Here is a 20,188-nt window from a genome sequence, read left to right as displayed (position 1 = left end):
CGAGCGTGCCCGCTCCCACAAGGACCGTGGAGACGGATGAATATGAGCGACTTCAACACCCTCGAACTGCTGACCGACCCTCGTGGCTTTGCCACGCTGTGGCTCAGCCGTGAAGAAAAGAACAACGCCTTCAACGCCGAGATGATCCGCGAACTGATCCTTGCCCTGGACAAAGTGGCCAGCGATGCCAGCCTGCGGTTCCTGATCGTGCGTGGCCGTGGCAAACACTTCAGCGCGGGTGCCGACCTGGCCTGGATGCAGCAATCGGCTGAACTCGACTACGCCACCAACCTCGACGACGCCCGGGAACTGGCGGAGCTGATGTACAACCTCGCCAAGCTGAAAGTCCCGACCCTGGCGGTGGTGCAAGGTGCAGCCTTCGGTGGCGCGCTGGGCCTGATCAGTTGCTGCGACATGGCCATTGGCGCCGATGACGCGCAGTTCTGCCTGTCGGAAGTGCGCATCGGCCTGGCGCCGGCGGTGATCAGCCCGTTCGTGGTGCAAGCCATCGGCGAGCGCGCGACGCGACGCTATGCCCTGACCGCCGAACGTTTCGGCGGCCAACGGGCACGGGAACTCGGCCTGTTGTCGGAGAGCTACCCGAGCGCCGAGCTGGAACAGAAAATCCAACAATGGATCGACAACCTGCTGCTCAACAGCCCCGCCGCCATGCGCGCCAGCAAGGACTTGCTGCGTGAAGTCGGCGACGGCACGTTGACTCCGTCCCTGCGTCGCTACACCGAGAACGCCATCGCCCGCATCCGCGTCAGCGCCGAAGGCCAGGAGGGCCTGCGCGCCTTCCTGCAAAAACGTCCGCCGAGCTGGCAAGCCGCAACCACCACCAAGGAGCCGCGTTGATGAGCGCACCCGTCCTCACTACCCTGTTGGTGGCCAACCGCGGCGAAATCGCCTGCCGGGTGATGCGCACCGCCAAGGCCCTGGGCCTGACCACCGTGGCCGTGCACAGCGCCACCGACCGCGATGCCCGGCATAGCCGTGAAGCCGACATACGTGTCGACCTGGGTGGCAGCAAGGCCGCTGACAGTTACCTGCAAATCGATAAACTGATCGCTGCGGCCAAGGCCAGCGGTGCCCAGGCGATCCATCCCGGTTACGGCTTCCTGTCCGAGAATGCCGGGTTCGCCCGCGCCATCGAAGCGGCGGGCCTGGTCTTCCTCGGCCCGCCCGCCTCGGCCATCGACGCCATGGGCAGCAAATCCGCGGCCAAGGCCTTGATGGAAACCGCCGGCGTGCCGTTGGTTCCGGGCTATCACGGTGAAGCCCAGGACCTGGAAACCTTCCGCGCCGCCTGCGAACGCATCGGCTACCCCGTGCTGCTCAAGGCCACGGCCGGTGGTGGCGGCAAGGGCATGAAAGTGGTCGAGGACGTCAGCCAGCTGGCCGAAGCCCTCGCCTCGGCCCAGCGCGAAGCGCAATCGTCGTTCGGCGATTCGCGGATGCTGGTGGAAAAGTACCTGCTCAAACCCCGTCACGTGGAGATCCAGGTGTTCGCCGATCAGCACGGCAACTGCCTGTACCTCAACGAACGCGACTGCTCGATCCAGCGTCGGCACCAGAAAGTCGTCGAAGAAGCACCCGCCCCAGGCCTCAGCCCTGAACTGCGTCGCGCCATGGGCGAAGCGGCCGTGCGTTCGGCACAGGCGATCGGTTACGTCGGAGCTGGCACCGTGGAATTCCTGCTCGATGCCCGCGGCGAGTTCTTCTTCATGGAGATGAACACGCGCCTGCAGGTCGAACACCCGGTCACCGAAGCCATCACCGGCCTCGACCTGGTGGCCTGGCAGATCCGTGTGGCCCGTGGCGAAGCCTTGCCAATGACCCAGGAACAGGTGCCGCTGATCGGTCATGCGATTGAAGTGCGGTTGTACGCCGAAGATCCGGGCAATGACTTCCTGCCTGCAACAGGTCGCCTCGAGCTGTATCGCGAATCTGCGCCGGGTGCCGGTCGCCGGGTGGACAGCGGCGTTGAAGAAGGCGATGAGATTTCGCCCTTCTACGACCCGATGCTCGGCAAACTGATTGCCTGGGGCGAAGACCGCGAACAGGCGCGCCTGCGTTTGCTGAGCATGCTCGATGAATTCGCCATCGGCGGGCTCAAGACCAACATCAACTTCCTGCGTCGAATCATCGCTCACCCGGCGTTTGCCCAGGCCGAACTCGATACCGGGTTCATCCCTCGTTACCAGGAACAGCTGCTGCCACAGCCGGCCGCGCTCAGCGACGACTTCTGGCAAGCCGCCGCCCAGGCATTTGCCCAGAGCCTGCACAGCACGGCGCGTGGCGATGATCCGAGCTCGCCATGGGCAATCGGCAACGGCCTGCGCGCCGGCTTGCCCGCGCAAATCACCCTGCACCTGAGTTGCGAGGGCCAGGATCGCGCGTTGACGCTGGGCAACTCCCAGTCCCACAGCGCACGCCTCACCGGCGAGCAGTTGCTGATCGATCACGATGGCGTGCGCCGCCAACACCGGGCGATCCGCCGCGGTGACTATGTATACCTGCAATGGGAAGGCGAACTGCGCCGCATCGAGACCTACGACCCGATCACGGCCGTTGAAGCCAGTCACAGTCATCACGGCGGGCTCACCGCCCCCATGAATGGCAGCATCGTGCGCGTGCTGGTGGAGGCCGGGCAATCGGTCGAGGCCGGGGCGCAACTGGTGGTGCTGGAAGCCATGAAGATGGAGCACAGCATCCGCGCCCCCCATGCCGGTGTGGTCAAGGCGCTGTATTGCCAGGAAGGCGAGATGGTCAGCGAAGGCAGTGCGCTGGTCGAACTGGAAGAAGCCTGACCACAAGGTCGGTCCTGCGCATGGCGCGGACCGGCCTGGCTAGAACTTCACGGTGGCCTGGACCACCACGCCGATGATTCGGCATTCTTCGGTGAACAGGCTTTTCGGATAGGTCGGATTGAGCGGGACCAGGTAACGCTGCCCGCCCTCTTCGCTCATCTTGCGGAAGATCGCCTCATTGCTGTCGGACCATTGCGCGATCACCAGTTTGCCCGGCACGGCTTCAACGTCCGGGTCTACCAGGATCAACATGCCCTCGGCTACGCTGGGACCACTGGGTGCGGTCATGGCATCGCCAACCACCGTCAGCCAGAACGCCGCCCCCTGGGCGTGGTAGTCGGACAGTTCGAAACGGTACGGCGCCTGCTCCCCATCGCGCACCTGCGCGGTGTCCCGCCAGTCACTGACCGGGTAGCGAAAGTACGGGTTGTACTTTTGCGTCAGGCAAACCTCGTCGTCCTGTTCGTGCGCAGGCTCGCGAATCACCAGCGCCACTTCGAGAAAGCCCAGGCCCAGCGCCTGCAGGACACGATTCATGTCGTCGATGCCGGGCTGACGGCGTTTCGTCAACCAATGCCCGATGCCGCCCTGGGACATCCCGAGGCGGTCGGCGAGTATTTCCTGAGTGATCTTGAGCTCACTCATCTTGGCCTTGACCAATTCTATCCATTTATCCATGTGCGGCACGATACGTGGCGGCCCTCGCCCAACAAAACACAAAATGTAGTATTAATACTATTGTCACAAATACGTAACGTATTAGGATGAGTTCACGGACCTGAATTTATCACGGAGCTCGCTTTAATCATGAATATACCCAGCAATGACTTGCCCGACCTGCAAATCGATACGTCCCTCAACACTCCCCTGGGCTCCGCGGCCGCACAGCGAGCACTGGATTACTACTTGAAACCAGCTGTTGCAGAGGAAGGGGTGCAGGAGCATTTCTTTGACGTAAACCGTAACGTCAGTATCGAGGAAGCCCTGGTGCATGCTTCCGGGCTGCTACGTTGCGCCGCCGCCACTGCCTATGAGTCAGCGAGCCACCTGCACGGTTCGCATAGGGACCTGGCGCTCTCGACCGTGCATATGATCGACATGGCAAAGGCAATGGTGAACCGCTCCCTGGAGGGCGGCAAGAAACTCTAGCGAGAAGAGGCTGAAGCGAAGGGACAGGAAAGAATTTTCCTGGCGCGCAGGGAAAATCGTTTGACTTGCAAACGAGAATGATTATTATTGCATCAGCTGGTCGCGAGATCAGTCGATGGACCAGGTGACCTTAGGTCGGTCTCCTGGACTATCTCCTCATCAGGCTAATCACGGTTTTTGACCCGGCTTTTTGCCGGGTCTTTTTTTGCCAGTTATCTGGCTTATGGCTTCAGGCTAATGAAGTCTGTATGTGTCGCAAATTCAATGGCGCGGATCATATCAAAAGAATATCAGTTGACAAGAGAAGCCTCATGGCATTGGGGCAAACTGATGGCAAAATAGCACTTGAGAATCAATCGCATAATCTCTAAGCTGCGACGGCGTCAGGGAAGACGCCCCCCTCAGATTATCAAAACACGGCGATATGCGCGTCCGCACGCGGCTCGGTCCCGCCACACAACACGCCGGTTTCAGGGTCGCGCAGGATGATTTGGCCACGCCCGTAACTCGTCCGATCACACACCACCTGCACTTCGTGCCCGCGACGTGCCAGTGCCGCCGCCATGTCTCGCGAAGCGTCCTGCTCGATGCCTACCTTCATTTCGCCCAACCACTGCCAGCGCGGCGCATCCAGAGCCGCTTGTGGGTTGAGCCCGAAATCCACCAGGTTCATGACCATCTGCACGTGCCCCTGGGGCTGCATGTAACCACCCATCACGCCAAAAGGCCCCAGCGCCTCGCCGTCCTTGGTAAGAAACCCGGGAATGATGGTGTGAAAGGTCTTTTTCCCGGGTGCCAGGCAATTGGCGTGACCCGGATCAAGGCTGAACTCCTCACCGCGGTTTTGCAGGGCGATGCCGCTGTCCGGCAACACCACGCCGGAGCCGAAACCGTGATAGTTGCTCTGGATGAATGAAACCATATTGCCGTCGACGTCGGCGGTCGCCAGGTAGACCGTGCCACTGGCATGGGGTTCGCCCGGTTGTGGTGCCACCGCGCGTTCGCCGATCTGGGCCCGGCGCTGGCTGGCATAGGCGTCGCTCAGCAAGTCGTCCACTGCCACCCGCATGTGCTGCGGGTCGGTGATGTAGTGCAAGCCATCGCTGTAGGCGAGCTTCATGGCTTCGAGCTGACGGTGCCAAGTCTGTTGGCTGTCACGGTGGTCGAACGCGAAACCTTCGAGAATCTTCAGCGTCATCAAGGCCACGAGCCCCTGGCCGCTCGGTGGAATCTCCCAGACGTCGACGCCGCGGTAGTTGACCTTGATCGGCTCGACCCACTGGGCGCGATAGTCTTGCAGATCACTGGCGCGCAGATAGCCGCCCGTGGCGCGCGAATGGGCGTCCAGTCGTTGCGCCAGCGCGCCGCGATAAAAGCTTTCACAACCGGTGGCCGCCAGTTCGCTCAAGGTGCGTGCCTGGGCCGGATTGCGAAACAGCTCGCCGGCGCGCGGTGCGCGGCCATCGATCAGAAAGGTGTCGAACCAGCTTTCAAGCACGTCCTGACGATCCGGGGTGAAGTCTTCCAGCGCGGTTTGCCACTGCAACGCAACCACCGGCGACACCGGAAAACCATCCCGCGCCAGGCTGATCGCTGGCTGCAACAAATCCGTAAAAGGCAGGCGACCGAAACGCGTGGACAACTCTGCCCAGGCGGAGGGACAACCCGGCACGGTCACGGGTGTCCAGCCATGCAGCGGCATTTTTTCGTGGCCGGCCGCCTTCACCGCCTCGATGCTCAGGGCTTGCGGGGCTGCTCCGTTGGCGTTCAGGCCGTGCAGTTTGTTTTGCGTCCAGACCAACGCAAAGGCGTCGCCGCCAATCCCGCAACCGGTGGGCTCGACCACCGTCAGGGCCGCGGCCGTGGCAATGGCGGCATCGATGGCATTGCCGCCGCGACGCATGATTTCAATGCCGGCTTCGGCGGCCAATGGCTGTGAGGCGGCGACCATGCCGCGCTTGGCAAAGACACTTTGACGTTGTGAGGCGTAGGGATACTCATGGGCAGAAAACTTGAACATGGCAGGACTCACACAAATGGGTTGGATGGGCTCAAAGCACGCGACTGAGAAACGCACGGGTACGGGCGTGCCTGGGCTGGCTGAAAATCTGCTCGGGCGGCCCCTGCTCGATCAGTTCACCCTGATCGAGCACCACCACCCGGTCGGCTACCTCGCGGGCAAACCCCATTTCGTGGGTGACCACGACCATGGTCATGCCCTCCTCGGCCAACTCCTTCATCACTTGCAATACTTCGCCGACCGTTTCCGGGTCCAGGGCACTGGTGGGTTCGTCGAACAGCATCGCCTGGGGTTTCATGGCCAGCGCCCGGGCAATGGCCACCCGCTGCTGCTGGCCACCTGACAACATCGACGGGTAGTGATCGGCCTTCTCCGCCAACCCGACGCGCTTGAGCAGCGCCCTCGCCTGTTCAAGCGCCGCCGCGCGCGCTACACCAAGCACCTGGATCGGCGCTTCGATGATGTTTTCCAGGGCGGTCATGTGCGGAAACAGGTTGAAGCGCTGGAACACCATGCCGATGTCCCGGCGCTGGCGCGCAATGTTGCGTTCCGAATCCCGGGCCAGGCTGCCATCGGCCCGGGTGCGATAGCCCATGGGCCGACCGCCGACACGGATCTGCCCGGACTGGATCTCTTCCAGCAGGTTGATGCAGCGGATAAAGGTGGTTTTGCCGGAACCGGAGGCGCCGATCAGCACCACCACTTCACCGCGTTTCACTTGCAGGGAAATGCCCTTGAGAATTTCCAGGTCACCGAAAGACTTGTGAATATCCAGCGCCTCGATGACCAGTTCTTCACTCATGTGCGCCATCTCAACGCCCCCTCAACAGTTTCATGGTGTTGCGGCCGAACATCCGGCTGGCGGCCGGGGCCGGACGATCGGACTGGCCGAAGCGCTGTTCCAGCCAGCGCTGGAAAAAGCCCCACAGGGTGGTCAATGCCAGGAAGTAGATCGCGACCACCAGGTACAGTTCGAACACGCGGAACGTCGCCGAGGTCACCATTTGCGTGCTAAGCAGCAGCTCCTGCACCCCGATGACGCTGACCAACGTGGTGTTCTTCAGCATCACGTTGAACTCGTTGCCCAGTGGCGGCACGATCACCCGGAATGCCTGGGGCAGGACGATGCGCCGCATCAACTTGGCAAAGGTCATGCCCAGCGAACGCCCGGCTTCGTATTGCCCCTTGTCCACCGCACCGATACCGGCGCGGATGATCTCCGCCATGTACGCGCCTTCATTCAGGCCCAGGGCGATGATCGCCGCCTGGATGTTGCCCGGCACGATGAACCAGCCGAGGTCCAGGTCTTCAAAGCGGAATATCCCCCCCGCCGCCAATGCCGTGTACAGAAAGACGATCTGCACCAGCAATGGCGTGCCGCGCATCAGCCAGACATACAGCCGCACCGGGTACTGCAACAACGGGTTACTCGACAGCTTCATCAACGCCGCGACCAGCCCCAGCACGCAACCGAGCAACATCGCCGACACGCTGATCAGGCAGGTCAGCCACAGCCCCGTCAGGTAGACATCGCTGGGCTGCAACAGGTACTGCCAGAACACTTCCCAATTGAAATTCATTCGGTTTGTCCTCAGTCCAGTTTGTCACCGTCGACATGCCATTTACTGAGGAGCGCGGCGTAACTGCCGTCGGCGCGCATGCCTTGCAGGACTTCGTTCAACGCCACAGTCAACTGCGGGTCGCTTTTACGCACCCCGAAGCCGGTGAGAATGCGGTTGAACGCCGGGACCGCCGACTGGAACAGATCCGGTGCGAGTTGTTGATAATGGCCGGCGGATTCGACCGTGGTGCCGAAAGCGTCCACCTGATTGATGCGCAAGGCCTGGAACGCATCGGCGTCGACGTTGTACACCACCAGTTTCATCGGCGCCTTGCCGGCCGCTTCGAGTTTTTCGTTTTCCTTGCCCAGCAGTACCCGGATCGTCGAACCGTTGCTGACCGCCACCTTGAGCCCGGACAAATCCTCCAGGGCAGTCACCGCTTTCGGGTTGCCCTTGGGCACCACGATGGATTGGCTGGAGTACATGAAGTTGACGATGTCGATCACCTCGCGGCGCTCGGGCTTGTCGAACAACTGATCGACGATCATGTCGCACTGCTGTGCCAGCAGCGCCGGGATCAGCCCGGCAAAAGGCGAAATACGCCACTCGACCTTCTTGTCACCCAGGCGCTGGGCAATCGCTTCGCCCATGTCGACCTGCAGCCCCACCGGCTTTTGCTTCATGTCGAACGACACCAGCGGAGGGGAATCCATGCCAGAGCAATAAACGATCTTCTCGCTCTTGCTCAATCGCTCGGGCAACTCGGGGGCGGCGAACGCCCATTGCGAACACAGACTCAAGGTGAACACGGCAACTAACGCGCAAGGCTTGTGCATGGGCATGACTCCAGTTGGCTGCAAGGGTGCCCCCTGTAGGAGCTGGCTGGCCAGCGATTGGCTCTTGAGTCTTGCTTCGCTCATTCGGCCGCCATCGCCGGCAAGCCGGCTCCTACAGGGAGGTGGGGTATCTGCTTTATTGGTGGGCTTCGAGGAATTGAATGAGTCGAGGAATGGTGCCCTCGATGTGCTCGCAAACCACCGCGGCCGCCTTGTCCGGATCGCCACTGCGCAATGCGGTAATGATCGAGGCGTGCTCGTCCCGGGCGCTGCGGGGTTTGTCGGCATGTTGCAGCCACAGGCGCATGTGCGGCTCGATCACCGAATACAGCGCCGATATCTGGCGCATCAGGCGCGGGCGCTCACTCAGGCTGCACAGGTATTCGTGAAAGGCCCGATGGCGGCTGACCCACTCGGCACCGTCGTCCCGGAAGTCGTCCATCTCGTCGAGCAGGCGTTCGAGATGGCTGAAATGGCGCTCGGTGATTTTCGCAACCGCGACCCGGATGGCGAGGCCTTCAAGGGCGCTGCGCATCTCGAAGACTTCACGCATCTCCTCGATGTTGAGACCGCGCACGATTGCGCCGCGATTGGGCCGCAACGTCACCAGGCCATCGGCATCCAGGCGCCGAAACGCCTCGCGCACCGGCATGCGGCTCATGCCGATTTCACCGGCGATGTCCTCGGCGATCAGGCGCTCGCCTGTGCGGTAACGGCCTTTGCAAATGGCTTCCAGAAGAAAGTTGTAGGCCTCCTCTTCAGCGGTCACGGGCTGGCGCTCGGTGTAGACAGGGGCAAATTTCATCGGTGCTCCTTTTGTATTTTTGTATCCAATTATCCATATATCCAAAAAAGCACATTGCATGCCAGTTTTCACTCGCCTCATGCAGGTAGCTGATTGGATTGAAGTATTGACGTATGGGAGGGCCTGCTCCCGCCATGTGGGTGCGTAGCAAGCGAGTTGAAATGCCCCAAGTTGTCACCTGACGGCCACAATGAGGTGCGCGGGGTAACACGACAGAAAAACAAACCGCAGCAGGCCGGGTGAAACGATTTGTCCGCGCTGCTAACCCTCTACGCTTGCGTGTAAAGTAGCCGCCATAAAAACTCAATCAGGAACCCTGACCGTGGCCAAATCCTCACTCGAAATCAGTGCCAACTTTGACAGCGGCAACATCCAGGTCATCGATGTCAGCGACCCGCTCAAGCCCCTGCTGGCCATCCGCCCCGATACCAAAAGCAATCATTTCCAGTGGTTCCACTTCAAGGCCAGCGGCCTGCATGTCGGCCAGGACCATTGGTTTCGCCTGAACAATGCCAGCCAGTCTTCCTACAACAAGGCCTGGACCGGTTATCAGGCGGTGGCGTCCTACGACCACGTCAACTGGTTCCGCGTGCCGACCATTTTCGAGGGCGACTGCCTGCGTTTCAGCCTTGAAGCTGAACAGACCCACGCCTGGTTCGCCTACTTCGAACCCTACAGCCGAGGTCGCCACGACTGGTTGATCGAGCAGGCGCTGAGCAAGGCCGGCACTGAACTGCTGGCCACCGGCAAGAGTGTCGAAGGTCGCGACATTCAACTGCTGCGCAAAGGCACCGGCACCGAAGGCCAGCGCAAGGTGTGGATCATCGCCCAGCAACATCCCGGCGAACACATGGCAGAGTGGTTCATGGAGGGTGTGATCGAGCGTCTGGAAAAACACGACGACCCGGTGCTGAATAAACTATTGGCGAGCGCCGACCTGTACCTGGTGCCGAACATGAACCCGGACGGTGCCTTCCACGGTCACCTGCGCACCAATGCCATGGGCCAGGACCTGAACCGCGCCTGGCAGAGTGCGAGCCAGGAACTCAGCCCGGAAGTCTTTTTCGTCCAGCAGCAAATGGAGAAGTACGGCGTAGACCTGTTCCTCGACATCCATGGTGACGAGGAAATCCCTCACGTGTTCACCGCCGGTTGCGAAGGCAACCCAGGCTACACGCCGCGGATCGAAAAACTTGAGGAGCACTTCCGCAGCCATCTGAAACACACCACCAAGGACTTCCAGACCAAGCACGGCTACACCCGCGACGAACCGGGCCAGGCGAACATGACCCTGGCGTGCAACAGCGTTGGCCAGAAGTACGACTGCCTGTCGCTGACCCTGGAAATGCCGTTCAAGGATCATGATGATCATCCGAATCCGTTGACTGGGTGGTCGGGGAAACGCTCGAAGCAGTTGGGTAAGGATGTGTTGACCACGGTGGCTGATATGGTTGATTCGTTGCGTTGATTCAAGATCAAAAGATCGCAGCCTGCAGTAGCTCCTGCAGGGGTTCACCGCGCAGGCTGCGATCTTTTAGTGCTTCGATCAACCGCGATCCTTGCCTCGCAACATGCTGTCCAGCACGTCATCACGCCGCACCCAACCATGAAACAACGCCGCCGCCAGGTGCAGCAACACGGTCAGGAACAGCAGATACGCCAGATACCCGTGAGCCTTGCGCAAGAAGGCGAACACCTGCGCATTCGCCGGCACGATCGATGGCAACTGCAATGAACTGCTGAGCATCACCGGTTCGCCCGACGCCGAGATCATTGCCCAGCCCAGCAACGGCAAAATCAGCATCAAGGCGTACAGCAGGACGTGCGATGCCTTGGCCGCCAGCACTTGCCAGCCTGGGAGGTCGGTTGGCAGCGGCGGTTGTTGTGTCGAAAAACGCACCGCCAGGCGCACGATCACCAGCAGCAGGATGGCGATGCCCAATGGCTTGTGCAGGTGAATCAGCCATTCATGACGCTCGGACACCGAGGCGACCATGCCGGCGCCGATAAACAGCATGGCGATAACCATGAGTGCCATCAGCCAGTGCAGCAGGCGCGCCAGGGGTGCGAAATGCTTCGGTTGAGTGCTCATTGCTGGGCCTCCTGCTTGGCGGCGGGCAATTGGCTGACTTCGCTGGTGCGACGCAGGTAGGAATTGGAATAACCGGCCGAACGAGCGGCGAGCAACGGGTCGTCGGAACCTTCGATCCCGGCAGGCAACACCAGCGGGTCGTAGTTGATGTCGCGGCATTCGCCGTTGAGTTGCGGCTGGGTGCTTTCAAGGACCAGGGTCCCGGCGTTCAACACTTTGCGCCCTTCTGGCCAAGCCTTGCTGGCATCGTTGACCGGATCGCCGGGGTTGGCCAGGATAATGTTCAATTGCCAACGCAGCGGCCCTGCGGCAATGCGCTGGACCAGGTCCTTCTCCAGGAAATCATTGCCCTGCGGCGCTGTGGCACCCGGCGCGTCCTGGGCCACCGGCACCATGCTCCAGCGCACCGCTTGCCGTTGTCCTGCGGCGTTCACCAGGTAAAACGCATTGACGCTGTTGTAGGTTTCCGTGACGTAGCTGGCAGACGGTTTGGCGGTCTTGATCCAGGCCAGGAACGGCGCGGATTCCGGATGCGAACCGAAGAATGCGGGCACCGCGGCGGGGTCCGGTTTACCGGTCGCCGGAACCGGCGACTGGGCTTGCTGCAATTGATAGAACGCCTCGGGCGTGCCCACCGGGAACACCGGCATGCTGTTCATCCCGGTGCGCCATTGCTGGCCGTTGGCCTGGGTGAACCGCAAGGCCATGCTGCGGATCGGCACCGCGCTGTCCGGTGCATAGGGGTTGCCCGCAGGCAAGGCAAACCGACCAACCACGGGCGTGCGTGCCTCATTGAACACTTGCGCGCTGGAATAGCTGCGCGCCTCGCCACTGCTCTCGAAATGGCCGATCACGCACACGCCCTTGGAGTGATTACGGCGGAAACCCGGGTGCACGCCGTTGTTGGTTTCCAGCACATTGATGAGCTTCTTCGGCGTAAGACGCTGTGGGTCAAAGGTGCCGTTGACGTAGGCAAACGCCCCAGCCACTGCAGCAACGACCACGGCAATACCCGTCAGGCGCAGTATCAGGCTCGCGCCACTCAAGGGAGGCCGGGTTGGCGGTGATGATCGATCTACCATGAAAGACTCCAGGGCCATCGGCCACAAGTGAGAAGAATCAAGCAGACGAACCGCGCACCGGTTTATTCCCGGGTGCGGTGTTTATTTTTTCAGGTGTGGAATAACCTTGAATGCCGGGCGTCTTCCTAGTCCACAGCGTAGTGACTAGCCAGAATTTCATGAACGATATCGACGAACAGCTCAGAGAAATCATTCCCCGGTTGCGCCGATTTGCCCTGTCATTGGCGCGTAACCCCAGCAGCGCCGACGACCTGGTGCAGTCCTGCCTGGAGCGCGCGCTGTCGAGTTGGGGCGACAGGCGCGTCGATGGCGACTTGCGCGCCTGGCTGTTCTCGATCCTGTATCGACAGTTTCTCGATGCCCACCGCCGTACACGACGCTATGCGCGAATGCTCGAATTCTTTACCGGACGCGATGATGCGCAGCCTTCCGTAGAGCGCACCGTCATCGCCCAATCAACCCTCGATGCCTTCGATCGACTGCCCACCGAACAGCGCGCGCTGCTGCTGTGGGTGTCGGTGGAAGGCCTGAGCTACAAAGAGGTCGCCGAGATTCTCGACGTCCCCACCGGCACCGTGATGTCCCGCCTGTCCCGGGCTCGCCAGGCCCTGCGCCAACTCAGCGACGGCGAAATCAACCGCCCTTCCCTGCGGAGACTCAAATGATCAGCATGCCCCCCAGCGAGCGCGACCTGCACGCTTACGTCGACCATCAGCTCGGCGAGGAAGACCGGCGTCTGGTGGAGACTTTCCTGGCCAGTAACCCACAGGTAGCCGCGCAGGTTCGTGGTTGGCAGCAAGATGCCCAGCACCTTCGTGCGGCCCTCGGCGCCGCCTTGCAGCAGCCGGCCAACCCCGACCTTGATCCGGCCGTCATTCGCCAACGCATAAAGCGCCAGTCCCGTCGCCATCTGGCCAGCGCCGCGGTGTTGCTGATGGCGGTCAGCGTCGGTGGGTTCGGCGGTTGGCAGGCGCGTGAGATGTCCCTCGCCGCCGCCCCGGCACCGATGACCGACGCCCTGCAGGCCTATCGCCTGATTGCCCAGCAAGGCATCCTGCCGGCTGATTACAAGGCCGGCGACAACGGTGACATGCAAGGCTGGCTCGACCGTTATTTCACCCAGGCCAATCGCCTGCCGGACTTGTCGGGCGCCGGATTCAAACCGGCCAGCGGGCGCTTGCTCAGCACCGAGCAAGGACCGGCGGCGATGGTGGTCTACGAGAACCAGGGCGGGCAGAAGATCAGCTTCTACGTGCGCCCACCGGGCCCGAAGAACTTCCTGCTGCCACGGGGCAGTCGCCGCGATGGCGGGTTGCAGGCCGAGTATTGGTCCGGTAGCGGGTATAACTACGCGATGGTCAGCCCGGCGGATACGCCGGCGGCGCAGATGCTCAGGCAGACCGTGCAATTCTGACTACACCACAAATCCCTGTAGGCGCTGGCTTGCCAGCGAAGGCGTCCTTCCCGTCAACAACGATGCTGCCTGATCCACCGCTTTCGCTGGCAAGCCAGCTCCTACAGGGGGTTGCATGGCGGTTTAGAAATCGCGCTTGTAGAAGATGTCCCGCGAACTGGCCACGCCACCGGCGGCTTCCAGGTAAACATGCGATGCTCAGGCAGACGGTACAATTCTGACCACACCACAAATCCCTGTAGGAGCTGGCTTGCCAGCGAAGGCGTCCTTCCCGTCAACAACGATGCTGCCTGATCCACCGCTTTCGCTGGCAAGCCAGCTCCTACAGGGGGTTGCATGGCGGTTTAGAAATCCCGTTTGTAGAAGATRTCCMGCGAACTGGCCACGCCACCGGCGGCTTCCAGGTAAACATGCGATGCTCAGGCAGACGGTACAATTCTGACCACACCACAAATCCCTGTAGGMGCTGGCTTGCCAGCGAAGGCGTCCTTCCCGTCAACAACGATGCTGCCTGATCCACCGCTTTCGCTGGCAAGCCAGCTCCTACAGGGTTGCGTGGCGGTTTAGAAATCGCGCTTGTAGAAGATGTCCCGCGAACTGGCCAMGCCACCGGCGGCTTCCAGGTAAACATGCGATGCTCAGGCAGACGGTACAATTCTGACCACACCACAAATCCCTGTAGGAGCTGGCTTGCCAGCGAAGGCGTCCTTCCCGTCAACAACGATGCTGCCTGATCCACCGCTTTCGCTGGCAAGCCAGCTCCTACAGGGGGTTGCATGGCGGTTTAGAAATCCCGTTTGTAGAAGATGTCCMGCGAACTGGCCACGCCACCGGCGGCTTCCAGGTAAACATGCGATGCTCAGGCAGACGGTACAATTCTGACCACACCACAAATCCCTGTAGGAGCTGGCTTGCCAGCGAAGGCGTCCTTCCCGTCAACAACGATGCTGCCTGATCCACCGCTTTCGCTGGCAAGCCAGCTCCTACAGGGTTGCGTGGCGGTTTAGAAATCCCGTTTGTAGAAGATATCCAGCGAACTGGCCACGCCACCCGCGGCTTCTAGGTAAACCTTTTTGCTCAGCTTGTAGCGCAGGGCAATGGTGTTGGCCGGCTCGAACACGCCGACGCCATAACGCAGGCTGAGCTTCTCGGAAAGGTTGCCGCTGGCGACCACGCTGGTGGCGTTGCCACTGCCCTCGGTGTCGAGCTGAAAATCCTCGATACCCAGGTTCTTCGCCAGGCCGCCGGTGATTCCGGAGCTGCCCATCAGGCCCAGGCCGAGCGCGGCCTGGGCGAGCATGTTGTTGTCTTCTCCGTTGGTACTCAGTGGACGCCCCAGCACCAGGTAGGACAACGCCTGTTCCTGGCTCATGGCCGGTTCCGAGAAAATCTGCGTGGTCGGTTGCTCGGCGCTGCCGCTCAAGCGGATGCCGGCGATCACGTCGTCGGTCTGGCGGATGGCCTCGATGTCCAGGTACGGCTGGTCGATCGGGCCGGCGAACAGCAACCGTGCCCGACGCACCGATAGCCGCTGGCCGTAGGCGCGATAGCGGCCGTCGTTGAGCCACAGTTCACCACGGGTGTCCATGTTGTCGCCGATGTGCACATGCCCCTGCACGTTGGCGGTCAGGCCAAACCCGGCGAAACTCAGCTTCTCTTCGCCAACCACCACATCGATGTCCATTTTCATCGCCAGGGGTGGTTTGCCCTCTTCGGTCTGCTGGCCGATGATCACCGTGTCATCGGAGAGCTTGACCGTCGATGGCGGCAACTCGCGAATGGTGATGTCGCCCTTGGGCACCCGCACTTTTCCGGCGATGGCCAGTTCATCGCCCTTCAGCGAGATTTTCAGGTCCGGGGCCACTTCCACTTTCGCATAGGGTTCGACGCTGACTGGCAACTGCGAGCCCTTGAGCGCGAGGTCCACCACCGGCGCCTGGCCCCAGGCGACATTGCCGTTGAGGCTGCCCTGCCCGGCCTTGCCGCTTTTCCAGCCGCCGTTGAGTTGCACGCTTTCGCCAGCGATCACCGCCTGCAATTGCAGCGCCTGAATTTCCATCGGCAACTCGGCGCCGGACACCTCGCCGTCGCTGAGCATCAGATTGCCGTTGACCAGCGGCGCCAGCAGGCCGCCGGAAATCGTGCCGCTGCCATTGAGGCGACCGGTGAGTTTCTCGACCATGGGCACAAACGGCCGCGCCACCGACAGGTCCAGGCCACTCAAGCGGAACGTACCGGTCAGCGGCTTGTTCTTCGCCAGCGGGTTGATCTGCGCCTGCACCATCAATTCCCCGAGCTTGCCGCCGACGAAATTCAGGTTGCTATCGATGCGCTTGGGCGTAAGCGTGCTGGTGAGCTTCAAGGTCTGATAGGGGAACTCCAGCCACTGCTCTTTCTCGCGCACGCGCAGCGCCCCGCCGCTGGCATCGATGCTGATCACACCGTTGGGGCCGCTGGCTGGCAAGTCCAGTTGCACATCGGCGTTGAGTCGGCCTTGCCAGGCGAAATCCTTCGGCAGCCACTGCGCGAGGCTGTCGATGGGGAATTGCCTGAGGTGATAACGCAGCTTCGGCTCTGGCATCAGGCGCTGGTCTTCGCCGCACAAGCTGGCCGGGCCAGACGCCCAGCAATGGGCGCCAAAATTGATTTTGCCGTCCGCCAACCGCTCAAGTTTCGCCGGACCTTGCAGCTTCCAGTCCTGGCCACCGGCCTGGATATCGCCGCTGGCCAGGCGTCCGCGCCAGTTGCCCTGGTCCAGCGCTCCGTCGAGGCCGAGGGCAAGCTTGAGCTTCGGCCCTTGCAGGTCGAGGCTCAGCTTCTGGTTCCGGATGTCGCCCTGACCGCTGGCGGTCAGCGTGCCCAGAGCGGTATCGCCGGCCCGGATGCCGCTGCCCTTGAGGTCGATTTTCGCCCGTTGCGCGCTGTCGAGTGTCGCGTCCAGGTTCAGGCTTTGCAGGCGATTGTCCTGGAAGGCCAATTGCGTGCCTTGCAGCCCCAGCTTGCCTTGCGGTGCCTTGAGCGTGCCGGCGACATCGACCCGGCCATTGATCTGGCCGCGCAACTGCGGCCAGAGCTGGGCCAGGCGTAGCAGCTTGATGTCGATCTGACCGGTGAGCTTCTGTTGCAGGCTGCCCTTGCCGTTGATGCTGTTGTCGCCGAGGCGAATCTGCAGCGCATTCAGGTTCCATTGCTCGCCACTGCCATCGGCCTTGGCCTGCAGGACGGCCGGCTGGCCACGCAGCTTGCCTTTCAGATCCAGGTCGGCACTCAGGCTGAGTTTTTCGTTCTTCATCTCGCCTTTGCTGCGCAAGGGCCCGGCCAGGGTGCCCGGCAGTTCCGCGACCCAGTACGCCGGGTCGATCGCGGAAAGATCCAGCGCAGTGTCCCAGGCGATACCGTCGGCGAATTGCAGGTTCAGGTGCCCTTCGGCCTTGCCCTGCCCGGCGACGAGCTGGATTTGTTGCAGGTAGATTTTCGTCAGGTCGCCAGCGAACGGGCTGGCCAGGCTGAACGCCCCGGCCGGGCCATCCAGCGCGGCGTCGAAATGACCCAGGTACTTGCCGTCGGTGTAGGAGACATCACCGTTGAAGCTACGCAGGGCCACCTGGGGTTCGTCGATCAGCGGATAGAGACGGTGCCACGGGAAGTCCAGCCAGGCGATCCTGGCATCGGCGCTCAGGCCCTTGCTCCAGTCCAGTTGCCCGGTGAGTTTGAGGCTTTGCTTGTCGTTGGCGGTCAGGTCCAGCGCGGCGATCTGCGCGCCGTTGGCGTCGACCTTGCCTTGCAGCGCCAGCTCGACCGGGCCTTGTTCGGCTGGCAGCGTGGCCTTGCCGAGCAACTGATAACCGTTTTTCAGATCGCCGGCGCCAGTCAGTTCAAGCTGATTGAGTTGCAGGGTGTCGGGCAAATCGGCACTGGGCTTGAAGCCGTCGGCGGTGATGCGCACCTTGGCCGGCAGGTTTTCCACCAGGGGTTGCAGCTCACCGGCCAGTTGCCCGTTGAGGTAGCCGCTGCTGTCGGCCTGGAGGTTCAGGGTTTTCAGCAGGTCGCCATCGACTTTCAAAGCCAGCGCCCACGGCTCGGTGCCCGGAGCCGGCAGGGTCAGCTTGCCTTCGGCCTTGAGCGGCCAGTTGCCAGTCGGTTGCAGCAAGCCGGACAGGTGCAGGCTCAGTTCATCGCGCTGCAGTTGCACCGAGTCGATCTGCAACCCGTCGACCGTCCAATGCGCCGCCAGTTGCAAGCCCTTGAGTTGCTCGCTGCCGTTGAACAACAGGCTGGCGACCTGAATGTCCCCGAGTTCGAGCGCCAGCGGCAAATTCAAGTCAGGAAGCGTGATCGGCCCACTGCTCTCTTGCGGCGCGCCGGGCGGAAATTGCAGGCTGACCTGATCAGCCTTCAGTTGATCGATGCACAGGGTCATGCGCGTCAGGCACAGCGGCGACCAGGCGAAGATGACTTTATCGAGCTCGACCCGGCTGGCGTCTTGCTGCCACAGCACACGGTCGGCGCTCCACTGCCCGCCCAGGCGGCCCTGGAAATTGTCCAGGCTCAAACCCGGCACAAACCCGAGCGCCCAGCGACTGCCTGTGGCCGTGCCCAGCACCGTGGTCAACGTCAGGACCACCAGTACCAGCAATGCCAGAATGGCCAGCAGCGTTATTCTCAAACCACGCGTCACAGCTCGGGCCCCATGGAAAAGTGCAATCGAATGCCGCCATCGTCGTCCAGCGCATGAGCCAGGTCGAGGCGGATCGGCCCTACCGGAGAGACCCAGCGCACGCCGATACCGACCCCGGTCTTGAGGTTCGGCAGTTCAAGTGTATTAAAGGAATTGCCCTGGTCGACGAAGGTCGCCACGCGCCATTTTTCCGCAACGGAATACTGGTATTCGGCGCTGGCAGTGACCATGTAGCGACCACCAATGCGGTCACCCTGGTTGTTTTCCGGGGACAGGCTCTGGTAGTCGTAGCCACGCACACTCTGGTCGCCACCGGCGAAGAAGCGCAACGACGGCGGAATCGATTTGTAGCCGTTGGTGGCACTGCCGCCGACCTGCACCCGACCGAGCAGGCGGTGCTTGTCGAACACCGTGGTCAGGCCTTTGACCAGCGCGGTGCCGTACAGCAAGTTGTTATCGGAACCCAGGCCTTCCTTGGCGACCTTGCTTTCGAACTGCAGGCGATAGCCGTTGTGCGGGTCGATACGGTTATCGCTTTTCAGGTACGAATAGCTGACACCGGGCATCAATAAAGTACTGAGGCCGGAGTCGTCGCCAAGGCGGTATTCCTCACGCTGCCACTTGAGCGACACCACCCGCTGCCAGCCACTGGGCAACTTGCTGTGCCACTCGGGGCCGACGGTCAGCAACTTGCTGAGGCTGTCCTTGTCGGCGATTTCTTCGTTCTGGTAACCACCGGCGAAGCGCAGCTTGTCGGTCAGCGGCGGGTCCAGGGGAATGTCGTAGAACAACCCGACGTTCTGCCGGGGCGCCGAGACTTCGGTCTCCCAGCCATAACTGTGCCCCTGGGGGTTGACCCAGTGCCGGGTCCAGTTGGCCTTGACCCGGGGGCCGACGTCGGTGGAGTAGCCAAGACCAAGGCCCATGGTGCGTGGCTTGCGAGTTTCGAGCTTGACATCTACCGGGATCACATCGTCCTTGGACGCCGTCGGCGCCGCGTCGACCCGCACGCCTTCGAAATAGCCACTCGATTGCAGCGCCTGGTTGAGCTCGGCGATCAATTCGGAGTCATACGGCGTACCGGCCTTGAAGGGCACCATGCGTTGCAGCAGGTCTTCGTCGAACGGTGTGTCGCCTTCGAAACTGACTTTGCCCAGCGAGTAGCGCGGACCACTCTCGTAGATCAGCTCGATATCCGCCACGCCGGCCCGCGGGTCGACCGCCAACTTCTGACGGCTAAAACGGCCACTGAAAAACCCATAGCGCGAGGCCTGGTTCTGGATCAGGCGCTTGGCGTCCTCGTACTGACCGTGGTTGAGCACCGCCCCGGTTTGCAGGGCATGGCTTTTGGGCACACGAAAGGATTTGAGGGAGGCCGCCGGACCGTCGACGCGGATCGTGACGTTGCGCAAATGCACCGGCTCGCCGGGCTCGATGGTCAGCACCAGGCGCGGCGTCTTGCCACCCTTCACTTCACTGTCGATTTGCGGCTGGTAATAACCCAAGGCCTGGGCGGCCTTGCGCGCCTGCTCCTCGGCGCCGCGACTGAAGCGCAGCAAAGCCTCTTCGTCACGATCGCCGAGACTGCCGATATAGCCTTCGATATTGGCCTTCAGTGCATCGTTGGACGGTTTGATCCGCACATCCAATTCACTTTGCGCCAGTGCCGCGCAGCTGGTAATCAGCATCAGCACGCCACTGGTAATTCTTCCTGGAAACTTCATAGGCGCGGATGCT

The 20,188-nt window shown here is 61.7% G+C and carries 16 protein-coding genes; 6 read left to right on the top strand and 10 right to left on the bottom strand.

What is annotated here, in order from left to right; all coding sequences use genetic code 11:
* The first annotated feature begins 42 nt into the window (after positions 1-42).
* Both BKX96_RS03690 and BKX96_RS03685 read left to right on the top strand, forming a co-directional pair.
* Positions 43-858 carry a gamma-carboxygeranoyl-CoA hydratase gene (locus BKX96_RS03690; protein WP_046815546.1) on the top strand — a complete coding sequence of 272 codons (816 nt, stop codon included), beginning with the start codon at positions 43-45 and terminating at the stop codon, positions 856-858.
* Positions 858-2,813: an acetyl/propionyl/methylcrotonyl-CoA carboxylase subunit alpha gene (locus BKX96_RS03685; protein ID WP_077182720.1), complete on the top strand. Its 1,956-nt coding sequence runs from the start codon at positions 858-860 to the stop codon at positions 2,811-2,813. The genes BKX96_RS03690 and BKX96_RS03685 overlap by 1 nt, the downstream gene beginning before the upstream one ends.
* A 39-nt stretch (positions 2,814-2,852) precedes the next feature.
* Here the strand turns inward: BKX96_RS03685 and BKX96_RS03680 are convergent, their stop codons facing one another.
* The gene (locus BKX96_RS03680; protein WP_077182719.1) at positions 2,853-3,491 is read right to left on the bottom strand and encodes a LexA family protein; all 639 of its coding nucleotides are present in this window, start codon (positions 3,489-3,491) and stop codon (positions 2,853-2,855) included.
* 129 nt (positions 3,492-3,620) lie between these two features.
* On the opposite strand from BKX96_RS03680, the gene BKX96_RS03675 reads away from it, so the two are divergent.
* Complete coding sequence (locus tag BKX96_RS03675; RefSeq protein WP_046815549.1) at positions 3,621-3,962, top strand: DUF6124 family protein; 342 nt, start codon at positions 3,621-3,623, stop codon at positions 3,960-3,962.
* 409 nt (positions 3,963-4,371) lie between these two features.
* Here BKX96_RS03675 and BKX96_RS03670 read toward each other — a convergent pair whose 3' ends face one another.
* From BKX96_RS03670 to BKX96_RS03650, 5 genes are all read right to left on the bottom strand, one after another.
* Positions 4,372-5,982: a gamma-glutamyltransferase family protein gene (locus BKX96_RS03670; protein ID WP_077182718.1), complete on the bottom strand. Its 1,611-nt coding sequence runs from the start codon at positions 5,980-5,982 to the stop codon at positions 4,372-4,374.
* Between the two features lie 31 nt (positions 5,983-6,013).
* Positions 6,014-6,793 carry an amino acid ABC transporter ATP-binding protein gene (locus BKX96_RS03665; RefSeq protein WP_046815551.1) on the bottom strand — a complete coding sequence of 260 codons (780 nt, stop codon included), beginning with the start codon at positions 6,791-6,793 and terminating at the stop codon, positions 6,014-6,016.
* A gap of 1 nt (position 6,794) precedes the next feature.
* Positions 6,795-7,562 (bottom strand): amino acid ABC transporter permease, encoded by a 768-nt coding sequence (locus BKX96_RS03660; protein WP_046815552.1) that lies wholly within the window; start codon positions 7,560-7,562, stop codon positions 6,795-6,797.
* An 11-nt stretch (positions 7,563-7,573) separates the two neighbouring features.
* Positions 7,574-8,380 (bottom strand): ABC transporter substrate-binding protein, encoded by an 807-nt coding sequence (locus BKX96_RS03655; RefSeq protein WP_046815553.1) that lies wholly within the window; start codon positions 8,378-8,380, stop codon positions 7,574-7,576.
* A gap of 136 nt (positions 8,381-8,516) precedes the next feature.
* Positions 8,517-9,185, bottom strand: coding sequence for a GntR family transcriptional regulator (locus tag BKX96_RS03650; protein ID WP_046815554.1), 669 nt, complete (start codon positions 9,183-9,185; stop codon positions 8,517-8,519).
* A 316-nt stretch (positions 9,186-9,501) separates the two neighbouring features.
* On the opposite strand from BKX96_RS03650, the gene BKX96_RS03645 reads away from it, so the two are divergent.
* Positions 9,502-10,653 carry a M14 family metallopeptidase gene (locus tag BKX96_RS03645; protein WP_046815555.1) on the top strand — a complete coding sequence of 384 codons (1,152 nt, stop codon included), beginning with the start codon at positions 9,502-9,504 and terminating at the stop codon, positions 10,651-10,653.
* A 78-nt stretch (positions 10,654-10,731) separates the two neighbouring features.
* Here BKX96_RS03645 and BKX96_RS03640 read toward each other — a convergent pair whose 3' ends face one another.
* Together BKX96_RS03640 and BKX96_RS03635 are read right to left on the bottom strand one after the other, a co-directional pair.
* Positions 10,732-11,277, bottom strand: coding sequence for a cytochrome b (locus tag BKX96_RS03640; RefSeq protein ID WP_077182717.1), 546 nt, complete (start codon positions 11,275-11,277; stop codon positions 10,732-10,734).
* Positions 11,274-12,359 (bottom strand): catalase family peroxidase, encoded by a 1,086-nt coding sequence (locus BKX96_RS03635; protein ID WP_077182716.1) that lies wholly within the window; start codon positions 12,357-12,359, stop codon positions 11,274-11,276. Before BKX96_RS03635 ends, BKX96_RS03640 begins: the two co-directional genes overlap by 4 nt.
* A gap of 158 nt (positions 12,360-12,517) precedes the next feature.
* On the opposite strand from BKX96_RS03635, the gene BKX96_RS03630 reads away from it, so the two are divergent.
* Complete coding sequence (locus BKX96_RS03630) at positions 12,518-13,024, top strand: RNA polymerase sigma factor (RefSeq protein ID WP_046815558.1); 507 nt, start codon at positions 12,518-12,520, stop codon at positions 13,022-13,024.
* Positions 13,021-13,773, top strand: a complete 753-nt coding sequence (locus BKX96_RS03625) for an anti-sigma factor family protein (RefSeq protein WP_046815559.1) — start codon at positions 13,021-13,023, stop codon at positions 13,771-13,773. Before BKX96_RS03630 ends, BKX96_RS03625 begins: the two co-directional genes overlap by 4 nt.
* A 1,003-nt stretch (positions 13,774-14,776) precedes the next feature.
* On the opposite strand, the gene BKX96_RS03620 is transcribed toward BKX96_RS03625, so the two are convergent.
* Positions 14,777-18,451 carry a translocation/assembly module TamB domain-containing protein gene (locus tag BKX96_RS03620; protein WP_077182715.1) on the bottom strand — a complete coding sequence of 1,225 codons (3,675 nt, stop codon included), beginning with the start codon at positions 18,449-18,451 and terminating at the stop codon, positions 14,777-14,779.
* Positions 18,448-20,175, bottom strand: a complete 1,728-nt coding sequence (locus BKX96_RS03615) for an autotransporter assembly complex protein TamA (protein WP_046815573.1) — start codon at positions 20,173-20,175, stop codon at positions 18,448-18,450. The genes BKX96_RS03620 and BKX96_RS03615 overlap by 4 nt, the downstream gene beginning before the upstream one ends.
* Positions 20,176-20,188: the final 13 nt, after the last annotated feature.

It is taken from the genome of Pseudomonas putida (genome assembly GCF_001976065.1).
Taxonomy (GTDB): domain Bacteria; phylum Pseudomonadota; class Gammaproteobacteria; order Pseudomonadales; family Pseudomonadaceae; genus Aquipseudomonas; species Aquipseudomonas serbica.
The sequence above is the reverse complement of the archived record's forward strand: the minus strand, read 5'-3'. Positions and strand labels throughout refer to the sequence as shown.

Bases quoted from the DNA above. Each gene is read 5' to 3' on its own strand.
- BKX96_RS03680 (WP_077182719.1), bottom strand. From the start codon at position 3,491: ATGGATAAATGGATAGAATTGGTCAAGGCCAAGATGAGTGAGCTCAAG.
- BKX96_RS03665 (WP_046815551.1), bottom strand. From the start codon at position 6,793: ATGGCGCACATGAGTGAAGAACTGGTCATCGAGGCGCTGGATATTCAC.
- BKX96_RS03660 (WP_046815552.1), bottom strand. From the start codon at position 7,562: ATGAATTTCAATTGGGAAGTGTTCTGGCAGTACCTGTTGCAGCCCAGC.
- BKX96_RS03635 (WP_077182716.1), bottom strand. From the start codon at position 12,359: ATGGTAGATCGATCATCACCGCCAACCCGGCCTCCCTTGAGTGGCGCG.
- BKX96_RS03685 (WP_077182720.1), top strand. From the start codon at position 858: ATGAGCGCACCCGTCCTCACTACCCTGTTGGTGGCCAACCGCGGCGAA.
- BKX96_RS03615 (WP_046815573.1), bottom strand. From the start codon at position 20,175: ATGAAGTTTCCAGGAAGAATTACCAGTGGCGTGCTGATGCTGATTACC.
- BKX96_RS03625 (WP_046815559.1), top strand. From the start codon at position 13,021: ATGATCAGCATGCCCCCCAGCGAGCGCGACCTGCACGCTTACGTCGAC.
- BKX96_RS03650 (WP_046815554.1), bottom strand. From the start codon at position 9,185: ATGAAATTTGCCCCTGTCTACACCGAGCGCCAGCCCGTGACCGCTGAA.
- BKX96_RS03640 (WP_077182717.1), bottom strand. From the start codon at position 11,277: ATGAGCACTCAACCGAAGCATTTCGCACCCCTGGCGCGCCTGCTGCAC.
- BKX96_RS03675 (WP_046815549.1), top strand. From the start codon at position 3,621: ATGAATATACCCAGCAATGACTTGCCCGACCTGCAAATCGATACGTCC.
- BKX96_RS03690 (WP_046815546.1), top strand. From the start codon at position 43: ATGAGCGACTTCAACACCCTCGAACTGCTGACCGACCCTCGTGGCTTT.
- BKX96_RS03630 (WP_046815558.1), top strand. From the start codon at position 12,518: ATGAACGATATCGACGAACAGCTCAGAGAAATCATTCCCCGGTTGCGC.
- BKX96_RS03670 (WP_077182718.1), bottom strand. From the start codon at position 5,982: ATGTTCAAGTTTTCTGCCCATGAGTATCCCTACGCCTCACAACGTCAA.
- BKX96_RS03655 (WP_046815553.1), bottom strand. From the start codon at position 8,380: ATGCACAAGCCTTGCGCGTTAGTTGCCGTGTTCACCTTGAGTCTGTGT.